General features: G+C 39.3%; 22 protein-coding genes and 1 pseudogene. 15 read left to right on the forward strand and 8 right to left on the reverse strand.

The features are described from left to right. Window positions 1–190 precede the first annotated feature (190 nt). From ACH0CI_RS16965 to ACH0CI_RS16980, 4 genes are all read left to right on the forward strand, one after another. On the forward strand, window positions 191–421 hold the full coding sequence (locus ACH0CI_RS16965; RefSeq protein WP_013056869.1) for a YkvS family protein: 231 nt from the start codon (window positions 191–193) through the stop codon (window positions 419–421). Window positions 422–577: 156 nt separating this feature from the next. After that, window positions 578–1,468, forward strand: a complete 891-nt coding sequence (locus tag ACH0CI_RS16970) for an ATP-binding protein (RefSeq protein WP_014460283.1) — start codon at window positions 578–580, stop codon at window positions 1,466–1,468. 11 nt (window positions 1,469–1,479) lie between these two features. Then, entirely contained in the window at window positions 1,480–3,396 is a 1,917-nt protein-coding gene (locus ACH0CI_RS16975; RefSeq protein ID WP_034265743.1) for a vWA domain-containing protein, read from the forward strand. 98 nt (window positions 3,397–3,494) lie between these two features. Beyond that, on the forward strand, window positions 3,495–4,406 hold the full coding sequence (locus tag ACH0CI_RS16980) for an EamA family transporter (protein ID WP_033578861.1): 912 nt from the start codon (window positions 3,495–3,497) through the stop codon (window positions 4,404–4,406). A 36-nt stretch (window positions 4,407–4,442) separates the two neighbouring features. On the opposite strand, the gene lacZ is transcribed toward ACH0CI_RS16980, so the two are convergent. Next, window positions 4,443–7,547, reverse strand: a complete 3,105-nt coding sequence (lacZ, locus tag ACH0CI_RS16985; protein WP_406901933.1) for a beta-galactosidase, LacZ type — start codon at window positions 7,545–7,547, stop codon at window positions 4,443–4,445. Between the two features lie 138 nt (window positions 7,548–7,685). On the opposite strand from lacZ, the gene ACH0CI_RS16990 reads away from it, so the two are divergent. From ACH0CI_RS16990 to ACH0CI_RS17005, 4 genes are all read left to right on the forward strand, one after another. Further along, the gene (locus tag ACH0CI_RS16990; protein WP_224980575.1) at window positions 7,686–8,504 is read left to right on the forward strand and encodes an AraC family transcriptional regulator; all 819 of its coding nucleotides are present in this window, start codon (window positions 7,686–7,688) and stop codon (window positions 8,502–8,504) included. Window positions 8,505–8,651: 147 nt separating this feature from the next. After that, window positions 8,652–9,128, forward strand: a complete 477-nt coding sequence (locus ACH0CI_RS16995; protein ID WP_028413498.1) for a site-2 protease family protein — start codon at window positions 8,652–8,654, stop codon at window positions 9,126–9,128. Window positions 9,129–9,285: 157 nt separating this feature from the next. Further along, complete coding sequence (locus ACH0CI_RS17000) at window positions 9,286–9,768, forward strand: GNAT family N-acetyltransferase (RefSeq protein WP_047751057.1); 483 nt, start codon at window positions 9,286–9,288, stop codon at window positions 9,766–9,768. A gap of 18 nt (window positions 9,769–9,786) precedes the next feature. Next, complete coding sequence (locus tag ACH0CI_RS17005) at window positions 9,787–10,572, forward strand: ABC transporter ATP-binding protein (RefSeq protein WP_335707296.1); 786 nt, start codon at window positions 9,787–9,789, stop codon at window positions 10,570–10,572. Window position 10,573: 1 nt separating this feature from the next. Here the strand turns inward: ACH0CI_RS17005 and ACH0CI_RS17010 are convergent, their stop codons facing one another. From ACH0CI_RS17010 to ACH0CI_RS17020, 3 genes are all read right to left on the reverse strand, one after another. Then, entirely contained in the window at window positions 10,574–10,768 is a 195-nt protein-coding gene (locus tag ACH0CI_RS17010; RefSeq protein ID WP_013056879.1) for a hypothetical protein, read from the reverse strand. Between the two features lie 101 nt (window positions 10,769–10,869). Then, complete coding sequence (locus tag ACH0CI_RS17015; protein WP_028413495.1) at window positions 10,870–11,412, reverse strand: GNAT family N-acetyltransferase; 543 nt, start codon at window positions 11,410–11,412, stop codon at window positions 10,870–10,872. A gap of 347 nt (window positions 11,413–11,759) precedes the next feature. Further along, window positions 11,760–13,637 carry a terpene cyclase/mutase family protein gene (locus tag ACH0CI_RS17020; protein ID WP_116738227.1) on the reverse strand — a complete coding sequence of 626 codons (1,878 nt, stop codon included), beginning with the start codon at window positions 13,635–13,637 and terminating at the stop codon, window positions 11,760–11,762. Window positions 13,638–13,779: 142 nt separating this feature from the next. Between ACH0CI_RS17020 and ACH0CI_RS17025 the strand changes: the two genes are divergently transcribed. From ACH0CI_RS17025 to ACH0CI_RS17035, 3 genes are all read left to right on the forward strand, one after another. Continuing rightward, entirely contained in the window at window positions 13,780–14,820 is a 1,041-nt protein-coding gene (locus ACH0CI_RS17025; RefSeq protein WP_335707297.1) for a C45 family autoproteolytic acyltransferase/hydrolase, read from the forward strand. An 11-nt stretch (window positions 14,821–14,831) separates the two neighbouring features. Continuing rightward, window positions 14,832–16,334 (forward strand): NAD(P)H-hydrate dehydratase, encoded by a 1,503-nt coding sequence (locus ACH0CI_RS17030; protein WP_335707298.1) that lies wholly within the window; start codon window positions 14,832–14,834, stop codon window positions 16,332–16,334. A gap of 113 nt (window positions 16,335–16,447) precedes the next feature. Beyond that, window positions 16,448–16,726: a hypothetical protein gene (locus ACH0CI_RS17035; RefSeq protein WP_223260155.1), complete on the forward strand. Its 279-nt coding sequence runs from the start codon at window positions 16,448–16,450 to the stop codon at window positions 16,724–16,726. A 67-nt stretch (window positions 16,727–16,793) separates the two neighbouring features. On the opposite strand, the gene ACH0CI_RS17040 is transcribed toward ACH0CI_RS17035, so the two are convergent. Then, entirely contained in the window at window positions 16,794–17,459 is a 666-nt protein-coding gene (locus ACH0CI_RS17040) for a hypothetical protein (protein ID WP_228307703.1), read from the reverse strand. A 163-nt stretch (window positions 17,460–17,622) separates the two neighbouring features. After that, the gene (locus ACH0CI_RS17045) at window positions 17,623–18,396 is read right to left on the reverse strand and encodes a sulfite exporter TauE/SafE family protein (RefSeq protein WP_013056888.1); all 774 of its coding nucleotides are present in this window, start codon (window positions 18,394–18,396) and stop codon (window positions 17,623–17,625) included. Window positions 18,397–18,522: 126 nt separating this feature from the next. Here ACH0CI_RS17045 and ACH0CI_RS17050 point away from each other — a divergent pair, with 126 nt between their 5' ends. Further along, complete coding sequence (locus ACH0CI_RS17050; protein WP_034265773.1) at window positions 18,523–19,290, forward strand: TrmB family transcriptional regulator; 768 nt, start codon at window positions 18,523–18,525, stop codon at window positions 19,288–19,290. 79 nt (window positions 19,291–19,369) lie between these two features. On the opposite strand, the gene ACH0CI_RS17055 is transcribed toward ACH0CI_RS17050, so the two are convergent. Together ACH0CI_RS17055 and ACH0CI_RS17060 are read right to left on the reverse strand one after the other, a co-directional pair. Then, window positions 19,370–19,582 (reverse strand): hypothetical protein, encoded by a 213-nt coding sequence (locus tag ACH0CI_RS17055; RefSeq protein WP_335707311.1) that lies wholly within the window; start codon window positions 19,580–19,582, stop codon window positions 19,370–19,372. A gap of 66 nt (window positions 19,583–19,648) precedes the next feature. After that, the gene (locus tag ACH0CI_RS17060) at window positions 19,649–20,275 is read right to left on the reverse strand and encodes an FMN-dependent NADH-azoreductase (protein WP_406901935.1); all 627 of its coding nucleotides are present in this window, start codon (window positions 20,273–20,275) and stop codon (window positions 19,649–19,651) included. 197 nt (window positions 20,276–20,472) lie between these two features. On the opposite strand from ACH0CI_RS17060, the gene ACH0CI_RS17065 reads away from it, so the two are divergent. From ACH0CI_RS17065 to ACH0CI_RS17075, 3 genes and pseudogenes are all read left to right on the forward strand, one after another. Then, entirely contained in the window at window positions 20,473–21,198 is a 726-nt protein-coding gene (locus tag ACH0CI_RS17065; protein WP_406901936.1) for an SDR family NAD(P)-dependent oxidoreductase, read from the forward strand. 139 nt (window positions 21,199–21,337) lie between these two features. Then, window positions 21,338–21,517, forward strand: coding sequence for a hypothetical protein (locus ACH0CI_RS17070; protein WP_080963388.1), 180 nt, complete (start codon window positions 21,338–21,340; stop codon window positions 21,515–21,517). A 127-nt stretch (window positions 21,518–21,644) separates the two neighbouring features. Next, window positions 21,645–22,208 (forward strand): annotated as a pseudogene (locus tag ACH0CI_RS17075) (class I SAM-dependent methyltransferase). Window positions 22,209–22,215: the final 7 nt, after the last annotated feature.

Consider the following 22,215-nt stretch of genomic DNA (forward strand, 5'->3'; position numbering starts at 1 on the left):
GTGCTCTTACAAAAAACAGCTACATACATAATAAAAAATACAGCGTTTGTTTGCAGAATGAAAATGGACAAACACATGGTGTTTAACCATCGATGTTTGTGGGAAAATAAACTAAGTATTTTCAACAAAAAGTAAATTAAATTGTGTTTTCACTTATAAAAAAACACGGTAAATTGGAAAAGGTGGGGTCATGATGGACGTAGAAAATACACAAGGTACAGAAGAACAAGCACCTAAAGTCAAGGCAGCTAAAGTTGGCGATACGATTCAGCCTAAAAAAGGCGACTATAAAGGATTTAAAGGAATTGTTATGGTAGTGCGAGACAATTCGGTTATCGTAGATTTTGGAAAAGATGCTGAAACAGGCGAATCCATGAAAACAGTCGTTAATCATAAAAACTATAAAATCGTAAAAAAGTAGGTGAATAACCTACTTTTTTTTACTGAATATATGTTTAAATACGGCGATTTTTCTACCGGAAACTTTAGAGAAACGCATAGGTAAAGCAATTCTTTGAGAAGAAGAATGTTTTTTAGTAAACTATAGAAAGTATGTAGAAAGAAAGGATTTTTTGCTATGTCAATTCAATTATCACAATTATCATTACCAAAAGAGGTTCTTTCGCTTTTAGCGAATCGTAAATATGAAAATCTGTCTCATGCTGATCAGCTATTAATCGGAAAAGGCGGCTATACAGCAGAAGAAGCAGATATTTTAGAAGATGCCATTATTGCCTTATCACTAGGGAAAAACGTACTTTTAAAAGGGCCAACAGGTTCAGGTAAAACAAAGCTTGCTGAAACGCTGTCGCATTTATTTTCTCAGCCGATGCATAGCGTTAACTGCTCGGTGGATTTAGATGCAGAAGCGCTGCTTGGCTTTAAAACAATTTCTGAACAAGAAGGGAAAACAGGTATCGAGTTTGTAGAAGGACCTGTTATTCAGGCAATGAAAAAAGGCCATTTATTATATATTGATGAAATTAACATGGCGAAACCTGAAACGCTTCCTATTTTAAACGGGGTACTTGACTACCGGAAAATGATTACAAACCCATTCACTGGAGATGTAGTGCGCGGTCAGCAAACATTCGGCGTAGTAGCGGCTATTAACGAAGGGTATGTTGGGACTGTTCCATTAAACGAAGCGTTAAAAAATCGTTTTGTTGTCATTGAAGTGCCATATATTCAAGGGAGCAGCTTAAAGCAAGTTCTAATGTCTCAGTCTCAGTTAAAAGACGAAAAATTAATTGATAAATTTGTCACGCTCTCTGCAGATTTAATTACTCAAGTTCAAAGCGGCCATGTATCAGAAGAAGCTGCGTCTATTCGTGCGCTTATTGATACGTGTGATTTAGCTCTTTATATGCCGCCTCTTCGCGCGATTAAACGCGGTATTATTGAAAAGCTAGAAGATGAAAGGGAAAAAGCCGCCATTCAAAATATTGCTGAAACATTATTTGAGTAAGGAGTGGCGCTATGCGATTTATTAAATTTAACGACAAAAATGTAGATTCCTTTCTCTATATGGAGCTGGCAGATTTAACGAAAACATTAACAAAAAATGATGAAATTGAAGTAGAGTATCGCGTTTCATCTTATTATGATCCTGTACACGGCATTATTTATCTCAGTCACTTTTGGGATAACCGTCCAGAAGAAGACAAAGTGTACGGCTTAAAAAGTGATGTATTTTTAAGAAGTATTGGAAGCTATAAGCATTCAAACTTCAAAGAAATTAATGCATATTTAAAGAAAATAAATAAAACGTCGGTACCTAGCTTAGCTAAGCAGCTGTTTATGCTGTTTGAAGATATTCGTTTAGAAGAAGTATGCAAACGCGAACGTCCTGGAACGAAAAAAGCCTTTGCCCTCAGAAGGCAGCTCTATAGAAAATATTTTGCTACACAAATGAGCGCAAATTTAACAAAAAGCGTGTACACGGATGCACTTTTTAACGGCATTTACTTGCTATTAACGGCTGAAAATCCGTTTGAAGAAATTCCTTCAATGAGTGAATCGATTAACTTAGCGATGCCTTTTATTCGCAGACAGCTAACAAATGTATATGAAGCGAAAACAACAAAAGACGTATCGCGCATCTGCCTTGAACTCGTAGATGTTTTTGATGATATTATCGAAAAAGATATGCTTAATACTTATTTCTTCTTGGCTGAACTTCAGTATGATCAGTTAGAAGAAGGGTTAACATTTGAAGATTTAAAACGCAAAGATTCATTAGTGAACGATGATATTTTAGAACATGAAAAAGACGGAGATGAAGACATTCACGAAGAGAAAATGGAAATGTGGCATCGAGAGACAAGCGAAGCGACGCAAAGTTTTCTGCAGTTTGATATGGATCAAGGTTCAAAAACAGATATGTTAGGCGATGGGGTTCGTGAAGGCGACGATGGAGATCAAGCAATGGGCATGGTGCAAGGATCTTCTCAAAAGACATCCCGGAACGATTATTCTCAAATCGAAGCCATGGAGCAAACGCATCCGGAAAAAGACGGGGAAGCGGATTATGAGTATGGGAAAGAAAATAAGCATGCCTATGCTGTGTTTGTAGATTCTAAACTTCCAAGCGACGATCACGTTGTTCAGTATGATGAGAATAAAAAAATCATTGCATCGTATCAAAAGAAATTAAAGCAAATGATTGAAAAAACGCTTGAACATAAAAAAACGCTTCCTAGAAGCGAGCTGCACTTTGGCCGATTAAATAAAAAACTTCTAAAACTATGGACGGATGATAATCCTCGTTTGTTTTATAAAAAAGACGAAGATTCTGCCCAAATTGATGCTGTGTTTTCTCTTCTAGTTGACTGTTCGGCATCGATGTACGACAAAATGGATGAAACGAAGCTCGGGATTACGCTATTTCACGAAGCGTTAAAGTCTGTTATGGTGCCTCATCAAATTGTTGGATTTTGGGAAGATACAAATGATGCTACTGAAACAAGCCAGCCTAACTACCTGCAGACGGTGATGGACTTTCAAGCATCATTAAAGCGTAAAAGCGGTCCTGAAATTATGCAGCTTGAGCCTGAAGAAGACAACCGTGATGGATTTGCCATTCGCCATATGACACGTCGCTTGCTTCAGCGTTCTGAGCAGCAAAAGTTTTTACTTGTGTTTTCAGACGGGGAACCAGCCGCTATGGGATATGAACAAAATGGTATTGTAGATACGCACGAAGCGGTATTAGAAGCACGCAAACACGGAATTGAAGTCATCAACGTCTTTTTATCCAACGGGGAAATTGATGAAGGACAGAAGAAAACCATTCAAAATATGTACGGGAAATATAGTATTCTAGTACCAAACATCGAAGAACTTCCCGATGTGCTATTTCCTTTACTCAAGAAATTACTTCATAAAAGCATTTAAAAAAGTCGAAGCATATTGCTTCGACTTTTTTTGCTATTGACCGTTAATGCGGAGGGAGGTAAATTAAATATATATGAAAAAGAGAGAAGGAATGGTAAGTGGAAGGAGTTCAAACTTCATCTAAAAGAGCGTGGGGGCTGCTGCTTGTAATCATTGGTGCCACGATGTGGGGAGTGTCTGGCACGGTAGCTCAATATTTATTTCAGCATAAGAGTTTTAACGCAGAGTGGCTGGTCGTCGTTCGTATGCTAGTATCCGGATTGCTGCTTTTGGCAATAGCCTCTAAGCAGCGCAATATTTTTGCAATTTGGAAAACAAAAGAAGAGAGGACTTCGCTGCTTTTGTTTGGTGTAATCGGTATGCTCGGCGTGCAGTATACATATTTTGCAGCTATTGAAGCAGGAAACGCTGCTACAGCTACAGTGCTTCAATATACGTCGCCAATATTTATTATTGGCTATTTAGCCGTGCAAGCAAGAAAGTGGCCGGTGAAAGTAGAAATGATTTCTGTTGCGCTCGTCATAACGGGGACATTTTTTCTTGCAACAAGCGGAAATTTTAACGAGCTGTCTATTACAGGATGGGGGTTGTTTTGGGGGATTGGAGCAGCCGTGACGTCTGCTTTTTATACGCTTCAGCCTAAACGTCTTCTTGCAAAATGGAGCTCAGTTGAAGTAGTAGGCTGGGGAATGGTAATAGGCGGCGTAAGTTTTTCATTTATTCATCCGCCGTGGCATATAGCCGGTGAGTGGTCGCTATTGTCGCTGTGTGCGGTGCTATTTGTGATTATCTTTGGAACGCTCATTGCCTTTTATTGCTACTTGGAAAGTTTGAAGCACATTAGCGCTTCTGAAGCCATTGTTCTTGCGTCAGCAGAGCCTTTGTCAGCAGCCGCGCTATCTGTTCTATGGCTTCATGTGACTTTTGGGTGGACGGAGTGGCTAGGTACAATTCTTATTATCGCTACGGTATTTTTGCTTTCTCAGCGAAAGCCAGAGGTGACATCATAAGTAAAAAGGACTTTCAAATGAAAGTCCTTTTTATTTTTATAGAGGTTTTAGCGTAAACGTGTTTGTATACGAGCGGTTGGCGTATAGTGTGTAATCAGGATGTGTTTTAGCTCCCCAGCTGTCGTCTCCGCCAACGCCCATTTGCTTGTAGTTAACCCGCACGGTTACGGAATCGCTTAACGGCAATTTGTAAAAATGATCGTAAGCCTCCAGTTCAAAAGGTGAGTAAGGTAAAGCATTCAGCTCGACTGTTGGCAAACCTTTTAGTAAAAAGCCGCGTCCTTGATCGTTTGTAATAGTTGCCCATCTAACGTCCGTTTTGTTTCCGCATTCTTGAGGGCGTAAATACGGTGTAACTTGCTCTTTTACACTGCCTTTATGAAGGCCAAGCTTAGCGCCAGTTTTACGATCCCAATAATTTTCATGAGGGCCTCTGCCGTACCATGTTAAAGAATCAAAAGCCGCATCCATCGTAAACAGCATCCCAATTTCAGGAATTTCAGGCATTGCCTCAGAAGGTGCTAAAGATTGTTCAATCTTCATTTCACCATCGTTATATAGCGTATACGTTACATAGCAAGAAGCAAGAGAGCTATCTAAAGCTAGCTCAACCGAAATGATAACAAAGTCAATTTGCGGTTGAACACTTACTTTTTTCACGTGCTGCTCTAAACTTGCTTGACGCCACGTTTGACATCTTTCATGCAATTTATTGCCGAGGTCATTATCGGTGACTGCGCGCCAAAAGTTCGGACGGAAACCCGATGCAAGCAGCTCGGTATGCTCATAGTTGTAAGAGATAAACTGCCCTTTTTGCTTGTCAAAAATAGCCGTGAAGTTAGTTCCTGTAACCGTCAGCGTTTGTTCGTTTTGGTCAACTGATAAAGCAGGATAAACAGTTTTTACTGAAGGTACAGCGGTTTTGGCAGGCAGCACAAACTGTTCGTACGCCACTTCATATCCAGCTGAAGCCCAAGCTGTATCTTTGGATAATCTGAGAGAAAGAGTCAAAACAAATTCATCAGTTTCGTTTTCCTGCTCGTAAAGAGGATAAGAAAGCGTCAGTTCGTTTGTACCATCAGGAGCTACATTTAAAAGAGACGCATGTTTTTCAAGTAGTTCACCGTTTTTTTCAATCGTCCAAACAAAATCAAAGGCGTTCAAGTTTGTAAACAGGTGTTTGTTTTGAACGGCAAATTTTCCTTTAGCACCGTCGACTGCTGTCCACTTTACGGGCTGGTAGCATTTTTTTACTTCTGCAATTTTCGGGCTAGCTGTCCCATCAGCAAAGATTAAGCCGTTTCCGCAGAAGTTGCCGTCGTTAGGCGTATCACCAAAATCTCCGCCGTAAGCTAAGTAAGAAGTACCGTCTACTGCTGTTGTTTGAAGAGCTTGATCTTTCCAGTCCCATATAAAACCGCCTTGCAAGATTGGATATTGATCGAACAGCTCCCAGTATTTGTATAGATTTCCGCAAGAATTACCCATCGCATGACTGTATTCACACAGAATATAAGGTTTTTTCGGATTCATTAATGCATAGCGCTCTACATCTGCTGGCTTAATGTACATCGTGCTTTCTATATCAGAAGCATCATAGTCGCGGTGATGGAAGATTCCTTCATAATGAACAAGTCTCGTGGAATCTTTCTCTTTAAAAAAGGTATACATATGCTTAAAGTTTTCTCCGCCAAATGATTCATTGCCAAGCGACCAAATAATGATAGAAGGGTGGTTTTTGTCACGTTCGTACATCGAACGACAGCGATCTAGTACGTTTTCTTTCCATTCTGGCTTGCTTGCTGGAACGGCTTTTTGTTCGCCTTCTTGTAAATAAGTCCACGTTCCGTGCGTTTCTAAATTGGTTTCGTCAATCACGTACAGTCCGTATTCATCACACAGTTCATACCATACTGAATCGTTAGGATAATGGGATGTACGCACCGCGTTAATATTATGCTGTTTCATCAGCAAAATATCGTGAATCATGTCTTCGCGTGTGATGCCTGCACGGCCTTTTACTGAATCAAATTCGTGGCGATTTACTCCTCGAAGTACAATACGCTTGCCGTTAATTGTCATAAGGTCATTCTTTAGTTCAAACGTACGGAAGCCGACTTTACAGCTTTCCGTTTCGATAATAGAACCAGCAGCATTCTTTAAGCTGAGTACAAGGGTATACAAATTAGGACTTTCTGCGCTCCATTTTGCAGGGCTTTTAATGTGTGTACGTAAGGACGCTGTATATTGATTGCTCACACTTACATTTGTTTGCAGCGGAGCTTGTAGTACTTCTTGGCCATTCGCGTCATACAGCATGACTTCAAATGTTAGATCTTGAGTATTGTGCTGAAAGTAATTTAAAATATCAGCTGAAACGCTAAGTTCACCATCTTCGTAGTTGTTATCAAGCGACGAACGAACGCTAAAGTCATAGATGTGAACCGGTGGAGTAGAGTACAGATACACATCTCGGAAGATGCCGCTCATTCGCCAAAAATCTTGGTCTTCAAGCCAGCTTGCGTCACTCCAGCGATATACTTCTACTGCTATCGTATTTTCACCATCTTGAAGATAAGAAGTTATATCAAATTCAGCTGGAGTAAAGCTGTCTTCGCTGTATCCAACAAACTCACCGTTAACCCAGACGTAAAAAGCAGATTCGACGCCTTGGAAGCTGACGTACACCGGCTGATTTTCCCATTCTGATTTAGGTGTAAAAGTACGGACGTACTGACCGACAGGGTTATATTTAGTCGGTGCAAAAGGAGGTTCGAGGTTTTCGTTTTCAACCCAAGGGTATGTCACGTTTGTATATTGAGGATAGTCATATCCTTGCAGCTGCCAGTGTGAAGGAACTGAAATAGAGTCCCATTTCTTATATGAAAATTCAGGAGCGAAAAAGTTTTTGACGCGGCCATCCGCATTTTCAGCAAAATGAAAGTACCAGCTTCCATTTAAGCTGTGGTAGTAAACAGAAGATTTTCTATCATTTTTTAAGGCCTCTTCGACCGTTTGATAAGGCATTAGTAAAGCGTGTGCTTTCGAACGGTTCAATTGAAAAATTTCAGGGTTGTTATTCCATTCAGGGTATCCGTTTGCAGGTGCTGTATAATTAAATTTTTTGCCGGTTTTTAACATGTCGATCCCTCATTTCTAGATTACTAGGTTATTAGTTTATATGAAAATGATAACGTTTTCTGAAAACCTTATCAATCTAATTATTTTCATGATAATATAACTATATTCACATAAAAAGGAGGAAGTAATGTGGACCGTATGTACTTTCCGGCTCTTTCAGATGAAGATATGAAACTGCCATTCTATGTTACAAGCGCTGGAAGCTGGAGACATCAAACGCATATTAAACGTCAGGGAGAGTTTCCTGATTATCAATGGATTCAATGTATAAAAGGAAGAGGCGAGCTTCGTGTAAACGACGAGGTTTATATTATAAAAGAAAATGAAGGGATGTTTCTGACGCCGCATGTTCCGCACGAATACTACCCCATTACAAGCGAATGGCAAGTATGCTGGGTTTCTTTTAATGGAAGTGTAATTGATGATATCATGCTTTCTCTTCAATTTATTAATTCCGGAAAAATCGTCCTTACACATGCTGAAAGCCTTTATAGGATGCTGCAAGAGCTAATGAATTTGTTAGAAGAAAATCATACCTCTAGCACCATGAAATGCTCTGAACTACTATATAGCGTCATTTTGAAACTGCGCCAAGACAGCGTATATATAGAAAGCAAAAGTCGCTTGCAGCAAATTACTCAGCTAAACCCAGTCCTTCGCTATATTGAGGAATATTATCATCAGCCGTTAACGCTAGAAGTACTGGCGAAGCAGCTCAACGTAACAGAGCAGTATACGTGTTTGCTTTTTCAACAATCTCTTGGTATCCGGCCGTTTGAATACGTAACGCGCGTCCGAATTCAAAAAGCAAAGAAACTGCTGCTTAAAAACAACCAAATCTCTGTACAAGATATAGCAAGACAAGTAGGGTATGAACATCCAAGCTATTTTATCAAGCGCTTCAAAGAACAAGAAAACGTGACTCCAACTGTTTTTCGGAAAATGTATTTTTCATAAGTTACATACATTGGGTTTTATCTAGGTTATAAGAAATGATGTGGATGCTAGTTATTTCGTATGAGTTTTAAAAAAAGAATTTAAATGTAGTTTTAAGTAAAAACGGGGAGGAAAAGTAGAGAGAAGAAACAAAAAGGAGGGATAAACGTGTTTGGGTTAAATGATCTTCCAAAGTTTGTGTGGTCATTCTGTCTTGTATTGCCACTTGTATCATTTGTTCATCAGCTGGGGCATTCCGTCATGGCAATTATTTTCGGAGGGAAGGTCGATTTTACTATTGGGCGGGGGAAAACGATTCTTAAAATGGGGAAGTTTAAAATTAAGTCAGTCTATTTTTTAGACTCGTTTTGTAAATATGAAAATCTTAAGAACGACAGTCGCTTTTCCCATGCAGTGGTGTATGCGGGCGGTGTACTGTTTAATTTACTTACTATTTTTATAATAAATGGATTAATTATGGCTAATATTCTGCCTGAAGATATATTTTGCTATCAATTTGTTTATTTTTCAGTCTATTATGTTATTTTTTCACTGCTGCCAATTCAATATACAGAAACATCTGCAAGTGATGGACGTGCTATATATAACGTATTACGGTACGGGAAAACGTGTGATCCAGATTAAAGGGCTGTGTGTAGCAGCCTTTTTTGGTGCCTTTTTCTGTTTCATTTAAATAAAAAAAGGAAAACTTTACGAAAAGAAAATAGTAGCGGATAATAAAGATAGTAGATGTTGGAATGGAAGAAAGGAGAGGATTTATACGATTATTGAGACAGAGCGAATGACGCTGCGAGCTATGGCTGAAAGCGATGCAGGCAATTTAATGAAAATATTTGAAGATGCTGAAGCCATGAAGTATTATTCTTCTACTAAAAATGAACAAGACACATATCGCTGGATTCAATGGATGAAGCAGCATTATCAAACATATGGCATTAGCATGTGGATCGCTGAAGATAAACAGAATCGAGAGTTTCTAGGGCAGTGCGGCATGGTTCTTCAAAAAGTAGACGGCAAGGTAGATCCAGAGCTTGGCTATTTATTTTTACGCAGCCGCTGGGGAAAAGGCTATGCGAGTGAAGCAGCAAAAGCTTGTTTAGATTATGGCCTTCATACGCTGAAATTTCAGAAGATTATATCATTGATAGATCCTCACAATTATCCATCGATTAAAGTGGCTGAAAGAATTGGCATGAAAAAAGAAAAGCAAGTTAACAAATGGGATAAATCATTATTCTTTTATAGTATATATAATGAAAAATGAGAGTAAAGGAGTGTTAGCATGATCAACATTAACAACGTTTCGGTAAAACGAGGAGAAAAAGAAATTTTAAAAAGCGTGTCGTGGTCAGTGGAAAAAGGGGAACATTGGTGTTTGCTTGGGTTAAATGGTTCCGGAAAAACGACGCTTTTAAATATCATCAACGGATATATTTGGCCTACAAAAGGGGAAGTAGAAGTTCTTTCAAGGAAATTTGGAGAAACAAATCTGTCTGAGCTCAGAAAAGAAATTGGATGGGTAAGCTCTTCGCTTCAACAGCGGTTTCGAGATGACGATACGGTTGTAGAAATGATTTTAAGCGGAAAATTTGCATCTATTGGGTTATATGAAAAAGTGGAGCAAAAAGATATGAACCAAGCCATAGAATTAATGAAGCTGCTAAATTGCGAAGATTTACAAAATCAGGCCTACGGAACACTTTCTCAAGGAGAGCGCCAGCGAGTGCTAATTGCTCGAGCTCTTATGGCTTCACCAAAGCTTTTAATACTTGATGAGCCATGTACAGGTCTAGATATAATGGCCCGAGAACAGCTTCTTCATCTGATTGCAAAAATGGCAGAGCAGCCAAATGCTCCTACGCTTATTTATGTTACTCACCATGTAGAAGAAATTTTGCCTTGCTTTACCCATACGCTTTGTATGCGCCAAGGAGAAGTGTTTTCTTCTGGAAAAACGAAAGACCAGCTCACTGAGCCGCATCTTTCTAAATTTTTTAATCACTCCGTAGAGATTCAGCAGCAGAAGGAACGCACTTGGCTGTCATTAAAAGAACCGGTAAAAAGCTGAGCTAGCGTCGAGAAACCTTCTTACATACCATGGGAAAAAGAGCGCTGCTTGCAATGGAAACAAGCTCATTGTGGAGATAATGTTTACATGCTACATAAATAGTGGTGCTGCAAATAATATCAATGAGTAAAAAAGCAGCAATGTCATGTTTATCAATGGTTACAAATACAAAAGAAGAGGAATCATAAGCTGTCATTGTTGGCTCCTTTGGTTATATCGTTATGTTACTTTATTCACAAAAGGCTTGGGCTATACGAACTTTTAAAGAAGTACGATGATGACAGCTGTTTCTCTCCTCTAAAGCTGATAATACTCTTGTTCGAGTATACTCATGATAATATCTGTCTGAAATGCTTCTTCAATAAAAGCACCTTCACGCTCTATTCCTTCTTTTACAAAACCGCATTTTTCATAACAAGCAATGGCTCTATGGTTGTATTCAAGCACTCGTAAATCGACTCTGTGCAAGTGAAGGTGTTCAAATGCGTAGGCCAGCACCAATTTTGTAACTTCAGTGCCGAGCCCTTGATTCCAAACGGAAGAATCGAATAAACCAATAGCATACCGTGCGCGCCGGTCGTACTCGTTAACGGTCAGCCGGGCTTCTCCAACAAACTGCTGCTGATATTCAACACACCAATTCAGCTTTTGAGACTTTATGTACTCGACGTGCCGCTTGGCATCTTGTAATGTAAGAGGTTTTAAGTTTCGGGTATCGCCTCCGTACATACGAATAAGCTCTTTTGTTTGCTTGCACGCTAGATAGTCATGTACATCGCTGTCTTTTGGTTTTCTTAGTATCACGTTTTTTCCTTTTAAAAGTGGTGAAACATTATTCATTTGATGCATCCTTTCTTTCCCAACATTAAAAAGGTATTCCACTTGTCTCCTAAAAAAACCTGCTTTTATGTACAAAAAGAGGCTGGGATAAAAGGATTTTAGACAAAGTGAAAAACGAACCATTGATCAAGATGTTTGATTCGTGGTTCGTTTTTTTTGTTAGGGTAAACATAGGTTTCATGTGTGTAAGTCTTTCTAGCAGTTGACTGGAGGGCAAGGCGAAGACTCCCGCGGAAAGCGAAGCCTTGCACGGAAATCAACTGCCGTGTCACAAGCGATCCATAGGAGCTCATGTATCCTATATGTTCGTCTTTAGATTGGATTCATTTCGTCATGTCTCAACCCCTTTATGAAGAATGTTTTTTTGCGTAGTGGGCAAGTGCAAGAAGAGGAAAAATATCATTGTAGCTGTGGTACTGAATATAAAATTGTCCAGGAAGACCAATTCCCGTGGGATAATGAATTTGCTGCTCTGTAAGATTTGGATTCAGTAAAAATTTAATTCCTTTTTCAACTGCTCGATCTTTTAATGGACATATTGTCATTAAAGCATCGAGAGCCCAAGCCGTTTGAGAAGGAGTGCTAAAGGGTAAAGGCACATATTTTTTTAAAGAAGCGCTATAGCATGATTCTCCGAATCCGCCGTCTTCTTGTTGAATGCTTTTGAGCCAATTGATGGCTTTGATGATACGCGGATCAGAAGCAGAAATTCCTACAGCACGGAGTCCAGTAATAGCGGCCCACGTTCCGTAAATGTAGCAAACACCCCACCGGCCGTACCAGCTTCCGTTATCCAATTGATGATCAAACAGCCATTTTACTGCAGCTTTAATCGAAGGGTGGGATTTATTCATACCGGCAAAGTTTCCGAGGCACTCAAGCACTCGACCGGTTAAATCGGCAGTAGCCGGATCCGTCGCTGCATCTTTTGCATTTTCAAGCGGCAGATAAGTAAATAAAATAGAGTCGGTATTTTTTTCAAATGCAGCAAAACCCCCGTCTTTGTTTTGCATGGACAACAGCCAGTTAATGCCTCTTTGCCAAGACTCCAAATAATCTGTATCGGTTTGCGCTCTTCTAGAAAGAGCTCTAATAGCAGCAGACGTATCGTCTAAGTCAGGGTTATTCGTATTAATATCGGAAAATCCCCAGCCTCCAGGCGCTGTATTGGGGTTATGAAACTGCCAGTCTCCAAGCTTTGTATGCTGTCTTTTCTTTAAGTAACGAGTTGTGCCTTTAATCATGGGATCTTGCTGCGGTACACCTGCTTCTTGTAGAGCGTAAGATAGCAGGGCGGTATCCCAAACGGTTGACGTGGAGTTTTCTACGTGCGTGTGGCCGCTGCATGTACTAAGTAGTGAACAAATACCGTCAATTGCTTTTTGAACCACAAAGGAATCTTTTTTATAGCCAAGAGCCAAAAGGCCGTAAATCATAAAAAAAGTAGAGGTTGCGTAGCTGTAGAGTGTTCCATCTTTTTCAAGTCTTTCTAGCATATAACGCTCGGCTGCTTGATAACCAAGCTTGTGGATGTAAGAAGGTAAAGAAGCCAGCTGTTTTAAATGGTCGACTAAAAAAATAGAAGCGCGTGATTCTTGAGCAGTTTCATCCGCTTCCTGTTTCTGCTCTCTTACATCTAAATGAGAAAGAGAAGGTGTATGCCTAGAAGTAAGTGAAAATTTTTTGTTTCCAGCTACCATCATCGGGACGAAGTGAATTCTGGCATAGGTGCTTAGTTCATAAAAGTTAAGCGGTACATAGGTAGGCACGAGCAAAAGAGAAAGCGGGAGGTAAAATAGCTTTGGCCACTCGTATAAGCCGTTAACACAAAGCATCCATCTTGTGAGAAAATGAGCGCGAGAAATGCCTCCTGAATCTATAATATATCTTTCTGCTTTTCGCAAAATCCGGTCATTTTTTTGGTAATATCCTGAATATAAAAGAGCTGTATAAGCTTGAATAGTAGCGGATAAGTTATGTTCTTCATCATCAAACAACGTCCAAAGACCATCTTCATTTTGAAGGGAAACGATCCGTTCGGTTAATTGTTTAATCAACACTTCTTTATCTAAATCAAAGGTGCGAAGAAGCATAATTAAAAACGCATCAGGCATAACGCCTGTTTCAAAACAGTAGCGAAATGACCCGTCATTTTTTTGTGTTGGGCGCAGATAGGCGATTCTTCGCTGAATCTCTAGCTGAACTTCCTTTAGCAATATGATCACCTCTTATGATAATGCTTTTCAATCTTTCGACCTGTTTCTTTATAACTGTATTCAAAGGAAGAGCGTTCTATGAGAGGAGAAAGTTGCAAAGAATAGAGCGCTTGCTGCACAATAAAGGTACTGGAAAATTGGAGTGATAGAAGTGAAAGAAATACAGGTAGACGTTATTCAAGGGCGAGGCTCTTACCGAGAGCTTGGTAAAATGCAAGGGGAATTACATAAAGGAACAAAGCTGTTTGAAAATCATCAAAAAAGAAGAAAACGTTCATTACGCAGCTATCAAACGATAGCAAAAGAAGCTCGTCATTATTACGACTTATTTGCTCCCGGACTGTGGGATGAGCTATTGGGCTTAGCAGAAGGCTTAGATTGGCCTCTTGAAGACGTTATACATGAGTACAGCGGATATCAGCAAGAGTGGAAGAAAACGGGATGTTCTGCTCTTATGCAGCACGGTGTGTATGTGCGGAACTACGATTATCATCCGAAAACGTACGAAGGTCGATTTTTGCTTTTTCAGCCAAAGGAAGGATATGCAAGCGTCGGGTTTGGAACAAGAATGATTGGGCGAATGGATGGAATGAACGAAAAAGGATTAGCAATTGGCTATCATTTTGTTAATCGCCGCCGTCAAACGAACGGATTTATTTGCTGTACGCTTGCTCGGTTTATTTTAGAAACATGTGAAACGACAGAAGAGGCTGTTGCTATTTTAGAAAGGGCACCGCACCGTCATGCGTTTAATTATTCCATTTACGACCGCAGCGGACAGGGAGCAGTAGTCGAAGCATCTGGACGAGGCGTTCATGTACAAAGAGGAACGATGATGGGGTGTACGAACCATTTTAATCAGCTGGTCGAAGAAAATCGTCATCATTTGGTAGAGTCAAAGGAAAGGCTCGATCATATTCGAGATCATATTGAAAAAAAGCTATTGCCTCTTGAAGCTTTTTCTTTATTTAATGAAGATGAATACGGTATTTTTAAAGAAGATTACCGGAATTCTGCTGGAACGCTTCATACAGTGGCATATGTACCGGAGACGCTGCAAGTCATTGTGGGAATTGGACGAAAAGCAAAACCTCTTATTTTCTCGTTTGAGGATTGGGTGAAAGGAGAACAATTAACTATAACGAAAATAAAAGGAACGGTAAATACAGACGAACCATTTCCGTTTCAGTAAGGAGCAGCATAATGAGAATTGTAACGAATCAAGAGATGTATCAAGTAGATGATTATATGACGAATACAATTGGGATGAGTGAAGAGTCCCTTATGGAAAATGCCGGACAGGCTGCTGCAAACGCGCTGAGTGAGCGAATTGAAAAATATGAAAAAATAGGGCTGCTTATAGGAACGGGAAACAACGGAGGAGACGGCTTTGTTATTGCCCGTGCTTTGAAGTCAAAAGGCTATGAAGTTGACGTCTGGGTAGTTCCTGCACCGGAGAAAATAAAAGGCGCAGCTAAAAAAGCCATGATCATCTATGAAAATGCTGGATTCGCGTGGCAATCGGCGGGAGACAACTTCTCTGTGAAAAAGTATACGGTCCTTATTGATTGTTTATTAGGTATAGGCGTAAAAGGCAGCATCAAATCTCCTTATGATAACATTATAAAAAAAATAAACGACTCTAAGGCTTACATATACAGCATCGATGTCCCAAGTGGAGTAATGGAACAGAAGCAAGAGCTTACGGTACGTGCAGATGCTACGATTACGCTTCAGCAGCCAAAGATCACGGCATTTACATACCCGAGCAAAGAAAGCTATGGTGAATTGATTGTAGTAGATATCGGTATCCCACCGCTAGCAATTGAAAAAAGCTCATCTCTTAAAGAGGTATGGTCAACTCAGCATATTAAGAAATCTTTTCCCATTCGGAATGCTTCGTCCAATAAAGGTACACATGGAAAAGGAATCGTAATAGGAGGTTCACTTCAAACACCCGGAGCGCCGATGCTAACGTCAAAAGCAGCGCTCACAAGCGGAGCAGGGCTCTTAACGCTTGCGCTTCCTAATGATATTCATGCGATTGCAGCTGCTCACATGTTAGAAGTGATGTATAAGCCATGCCCAAGCAAAGATGGCTTTTTTGCAGGAGAGATTCCTTTAGAAGAAGCAAAGTACGATGCAATTGCAGTTGGACCAGGGCTTGGGAGAACGGAAGAAACGAAGAAAGTTGTCGAACAAGTACTTCAACAGCCCGTTTCTGTTGTAATCGACGCAGATGCTCTTTTTCATCTGCCGGATTTGATAAAAGAACTAAAAGAAAGAGAACACGCAACGATTTTAACACCTCATCCGGGAGAAATGGCTAGACTAGTGGATACAACAATCGCAGAAGTAGAAGCAAATCGATTTTCGATATCTAGCCAATACGCAGTGGAAAATGGTGTGTATCTTGTATTAAAAGGTCCAAACACGATCGTTACAACGCCGGATGGAAAACAATACGTAAATACCACTGGAAACGCAGGACTCGCAAAAGGTGGAACGGGTGACACGTTAACCGGAATCATCCTCGCTTTTATTATGCAGCATGATTCTCTTCAAGAAGCAATCAGCAATGCGGTATATGTTCATGGAAAAGCAGCGGATGTGCTGCTCGATCAGGGGCATACAATGATAGATATGTTAGCAAGTGACGTTATTTCTGCACTTCCGGCAGTCTTCGGGCAGCTGAATGAGAAGTGATTTCTTCTGGATTATTAAAATTTGTTGACAAAATCCTTCAAAAAGTTGTCAAAACTCTGTGTAAATGATAACGTTATTTTACGTAAGATTTTACATAGAAAGAAAGTGATGTTGTGTACTACTCAATGAGACCAAGAGGCATTCATTTAGCTGTGCCTACACTTTTCTTCCTTATTACAGTCGTGTTATTTGCGATGATGCAGTTTGGTTTTTATTTGGATTCCAGCATTCTTCGTAAAATTTGGGTCATCATTATGGCTTTATTGCCCATTGCTGGACTAATCACGGCTATTAAAGGTAGAAGAGGAAGCGCAAAGCCGTGGTTAATTATAGGAAACGTGATACTTATTTTAACCGTTACAATAATGAGCGTACAGGCTATTATTTATTAAACAAAAAAACGTGTTCGCCAAACAGGCGGACACGTTTTTATTAGGAAGGAGAAAAGAGCTGTTTCGCTTATTCTTGCATCGCGGCATTTATTCCTTCTTTTCTAACTTCTAGCATATGAGTAGCTTTTTTATCAATACCTTTAGCTGTATCGGAAGAAATGACGCCTACGCTGCTTAAGTCATAGGCAAGACTTGTAACAAGCAGCTGCTCTCTTTGTGCGAGTGTGCCGTATGTAAGTGCAGCGGTTTTAGCTTGAATGCCACTCATATTTAATTCATCAGTAGAAGAAGCTGCTTCTTTTTTTGCGGCTATTGCTTCTTGATAAAGAGAATCATATCCTCCAAACCCTACTTGGGCAATTAGAAAGTTATAAATGTCATCGGCCGATTTTTTCGAAGGCTGAGAAAAAGCTCTTTGAAATTTATTGCGCGGTAAAAAGTTTAGTGCCGTCTGTCTTCCGTCTTCATAAATTTTTTCTTGTATTTCTTTAGTAGCTTTTTCGTCATTTTTTTTCTGTGCTGCATCTAGCTGTTTGCGATATTTTTGAATAATGACTCCGTCCTGCTGATTGTTTCCCTCTTTGAAAGTAGCTGCGGCTTGTGGAACATCGGACGTTGCTAGCGTCTCAGCGGCGTTCTCTGAAGAAGAAAAGAACGTATTTTTGACAAAAATAAGTGCAAAGATCAGCAAAATAAACCATAAAAACCTAAATTTCTTAAACAAAACGTTCACCTCTGTATAATATTTCTAATTATGTAAAACAACATCGATCAGTATACAACAATTTTAGTGTCTTTTTACATATTTACCCAAAAATAAGAAAATAGTAAGAGGTGGTTTTATTAATATAATAGATATATAGGTTCATTGTTATAGTTCTAAAGAAACCATTGATCTATTTGTACTGATTTACATAGTCGAATATGTTTTTGCTAATAAGGCTCAAAGTGACAAGAATAAAAAGCGTTCGGACGTACGTCACGCCTTTTGATAAAGCGACGTTTGATCCAACGAAAGAACCCACGATCATCGCAAACCCCATAATTAATCCGTAAGAAAATACAACAGAATCAAAATACAAAAATACAAGCAAAGCACCTAAATTACTGCCGAAATTTAAAAATTTTGCGCTGCCTGCTGACTGCAGGAAATCAAATCCCATAAATAAAAAAGCAAATAAAATAAATGAACCCGTGCCTGCTCCTAAAAATCCATCGTAAAAGCCAATAATAAAAATAAGTGCAGTAAAGAAAATAAGTTTCTTAATAGACAGCGGCTTATACGTGGACGTGGTGCCCCAGTTTTTTTTGAAGATTGTATAAATAGCAACTAAAACAAGGAGAATCAAAATAACAGGTTTCAAAAAAGCAGAGGATAGAAAATGAACGGTGATTGAACCTCCCAAAGAGCCAATAAATACAAAAGGAAACCATTTACCCACAACGCGAAAATCGACTTTTCCGGATTTGACAAATCGAATGGTACTCGTTAATACGCCCATCGTTCCAGCTAATTTATTTGTAGCTAAGGCAGCAGCGGGCGGCAGGCCTAAAAATAAAAGAGCGGGTGTAGAAATTAAACCGCCTCCGCCCACTACGGAGTCAATGAATGCAGCTAAAAAACCAAAGAGTAAAAGCAAAAGAACAATCTGTAAACTTAATTCTTCCATAAAGCACCTTCCTCATGTCATAATATATATATAGTGACTACTTAAATAGTAACTATATAAAAAGCAGTTGTAAATATATAAATGATGAAAATTTCAAATAACTTAAAAAACAGGGAGGTTTCCTTTATGGAAAATATTATTCAGCAGCTGCAGTCGCTTGGATTTAATCAGTATGAATCAAAAGTATACGTGACGCTTGTCAAAAAAGGATCTTCCACTGCTTATAGCATTAGTAAACATTCAGGTGTGCCAAGAGCTCGTGTATACGATATTTTACAAACACTAGAGGAAAAAGGCATGGTGTTAAAAGAAGAGAGTAATGATGGCACCCAGTACACGTCGCTGCCCGTCGATGCTTTTTTGCATTCGCTGCAGAAAAAATGGAACGAAACGTATGAAGACGTTAGCGAAACGCTTAAACGTCTTGAAGCTGCAGAGTCTATAGAAGAAAGCCGGGTTATGACGATGAGAGGTGAAACAGCCATTCTTGCTTTTTGTGAGTCGCTATTGTTAAAAGCAAAAAATAAAATTGTCATCTCGCTTTGGCCTGATATTTATAATGAGTTGAAACCTCTTTTATTACAGCTAAGGAAGAGTGTCACACTAAAAGGAATTGTGTTTGAACAAGATGAAGCGATGGAGGAATTTGACCGGCACCGCCATACAAGCTATACCGAAAATATTGGGAATCAAAACTGGTTTATTATATCTGTTGACAGCAGTGAAATGATTTATGGTCATAAAGAAATGGCTTACTATACCAATAACGGAGTTAACATTAATTTACTTGAAAACTATATTTGGCATGATATCCTCGTTAACAGACTTGTAGAAAAAAGTGATCGAGAAATGGACAGGTGGATCGAAAGGGAAAGAGAAAGCTTTTTTGCGTAGAAAAGAGACTTAGACATAACGAAATCACTTCCATCGAAAGACGAACAAACGGGATAAATGATCTAGTATGAATGGCTTGTTACATCGCAGTTAAATTCCGTGCAAGGCTTCGCTTTCCGCGGGCGGACGATGAGCCTCCTCGTCGCTTACGCGCCTGTGGGGTCTCATCTGTTCCGCTTTTCCCGCAGGAGTCTTCGCCTTGCCCTCCAATTAACTGCTGGAAGCAGTCACCATGCATGAAAGCTACGTTCACATTACCAACAGAAAAATCCGAACAAAGTTGATGCTCCATTAAGAGTCTCAAGTCCTCGTTCGGATCTTCCTTCAATCAAAATATTTTTGTTACAGCCTCTTTGTATTAAAAAGTTTGGGCAAGTTTTTTTGCTTCAGCTATTCCTTTTTCTTTAATTTCTTGGGCTTTATCTGGCATTGCATTATGCCCTTCCACAAAAATGCCGTCTAACGAAGGTACTCCGAAGAAATTCATCATAATTCCAATATAGCGATGCCCCATTTCCATATCAGCTGCAGGACCTTCAGAATAAATGCCTCCGCGTGCTTGAATATGAAGCGCTTTTTTATCCGTTAATAGTCCAACCGGACCTTCGGCCGTGTATTTAAATGACTTACCTGCTACGGCTACAGAGTCTAAATAAGCTTTCATAACCGGTGGAAACGAAAAATTCCACATAGGCGTTACAAAAATATATTTGTCCGCTCCTACAAACTGTTCGCTCAATTCTGCAAGGCGATTGACCTTTTCCTGTTCATGAGAAGAGAGTTCCGAGCCAGACTGAAGTTTGCCCCAGCCGCTAAATACATCTGCATCAATATGAGGGATATTTTCTTTATAAAGGTCAATATGTACAACTTCGTCACTTGAATTGTGCTCTTTGTAAGCATCGATAAATGCTTTTCCAGTTGCCATACTGAATGATTGAGACTCATCGTGAGGATGAGCTGTAATATAAAGTACTTTTGCCACGTCTTATCATCTCTTTCTTGTTTGAAATAATGTACTGTCTTATCGTTATCACTCCCATAAAAAACTATACGCGCTTTGTCAGGCAAGCTAAAAAAGAACGCAAGAAAGGGATGTCTATATAGAAAATAATGGTATAATAAGTGTTTGAATATTTACATAACAAGTATGTCTAACAGAAGTAAATAAGAGGTGTCGAGATGAAAGGAAAATGGATAATCGTTACGGGTGCAGGTGCTGGAATTGGCAAAGAAATTGTAAAAGAGTGTGTGTCGAAGGGCTATTCAGTTATTGCTTGTGATATTAACGATGGAGCTTTGAGACAGATGGCTGAAGATACAAAGGGCCAGGGCCATATTAAAACGTATGCAGTAGATGTTAAAAAAGGAAAGGATGTAAAAGATCTTTTTTATCAAATAAAAGATAAAAATTTGTATGGGTTAGTTAATAATGCAGGCGTGTATTTAGGGAAAAATTTATTGGATTATGAAGAAAACGAAATAGATTTTGTGATGGATATTAATATTAAAGGATATGTTTATTTCTCCAAGTACTTTGGCGAATTGTTAATGAAAAAGGAAACAGAAGGAGCAATTATTAATATATCGTCCGTGTCAGGAATGGAAGGAAGCTCTGATGCTATATATGGAATGTCTAAAGCAGCAATATTAGGATTAACCAAGAGCTGTGCGATGAATTTTTCTCCTTATATCCGGGTGAATGCGATAGCACCTACAATGGTAAATACCGATATGATGAAAAATATTCCAGAGTGGCGCAAAAATGAATACATCGCTCATCAGCTGGTTCCAAGCTTTATTACACCTCAAGACGTGGCAGATACCGTTCTTTTTTTACTGAGTCCTCAAGCAAAACATTATACAGGAGCTACCTTTGATTTAAATAGCGGATGTTATTTACGATAAATTACCTTTTAAACGAGTAATGGAGGCTGGACAAAAATATTTTAGTTAAGAATAAATTCGAATGATCAATCGGTATTATTGACTGACCATTCGGATTTTTTACTGTTATTATAAACGTTGGTTTCACCGCTTCTAGCTGTTGATTGGAGGGCAAGGTGAAGACTCCTGCGGGAAAAGCGGAACAGATGAGACCCCACAGGCGCGTAAGCGACGAGGAGGCTCATCGGCCGCCCGCGGAAAGCGAAGTCTTGCACGGAAATCAACAGCGGTGTCAAGAGCAATCCATATGAGTTTATTAATCCAATTTGCTCGTCTTTAGATTGGGTTAATTCCGTTATGTCCCATCCTCCTTTTTGTTTTCTTAAGAATTCTTAAGAAATTTACTTAACGTTTCTTTAGATTTTTTTTCTACTCTAGAAAGAAAGAGTAGAAAGAAGGAATAGAAAATGAATTTAACTTTTATGGCTCAATATTTTTATCAGCCGCGAACGGTAGGCGCACTTTTGCCAAGCTCTACGCACTTAGCGAAAAAAATGGTGAAAGGGATTGATTTTGAACATGCAGCCTGTATAGTAGAGTACGGGCCAGGAACCGGAGTTTTCACCCGTGAATTAATAAGAAGACGAAGCGCTTGTACAACTTTGCTTCTTATCGAATACAATCGGCATTTTTACGAAAAAGTAAAGGAACAAGTAAGAGATGAAAAAAATGTGTATGTGGTACACGGCTCGGCTGAACATGTTCAAAAGTACTTGATCTAGTATGATATTTCAAAAGTAGATTACATATTATCAGGTCTTCCTTTTGCTTCTTTAGAAGCTGAGGTGTCAGATTGTATTTTGCAAAACACGCGAAGCGTATTAGCTGATGAAGGGAAATTTATTACGTTTCAGTATACGAATTTAAAAAAACATTTAATTCGCACGTTTTTCCCCCACATTAAAGTTGAAAAAGAGTGGAGAAACGTGCCTCCCGCATACATTTTTTCATGCGAAAAGAATGAGGTATAAGGAGTTT

Source organism: Priestia sp. 179-F W1.4 NHS, from assembly GCF_045369295.1.
In the GTDB taxonomy this organism is placed as follows: Bacteria; Bacillota; Bacilli; order Bacillales; family Bacillaceae_H; genus Priestia; species Priestia zanthoxyli.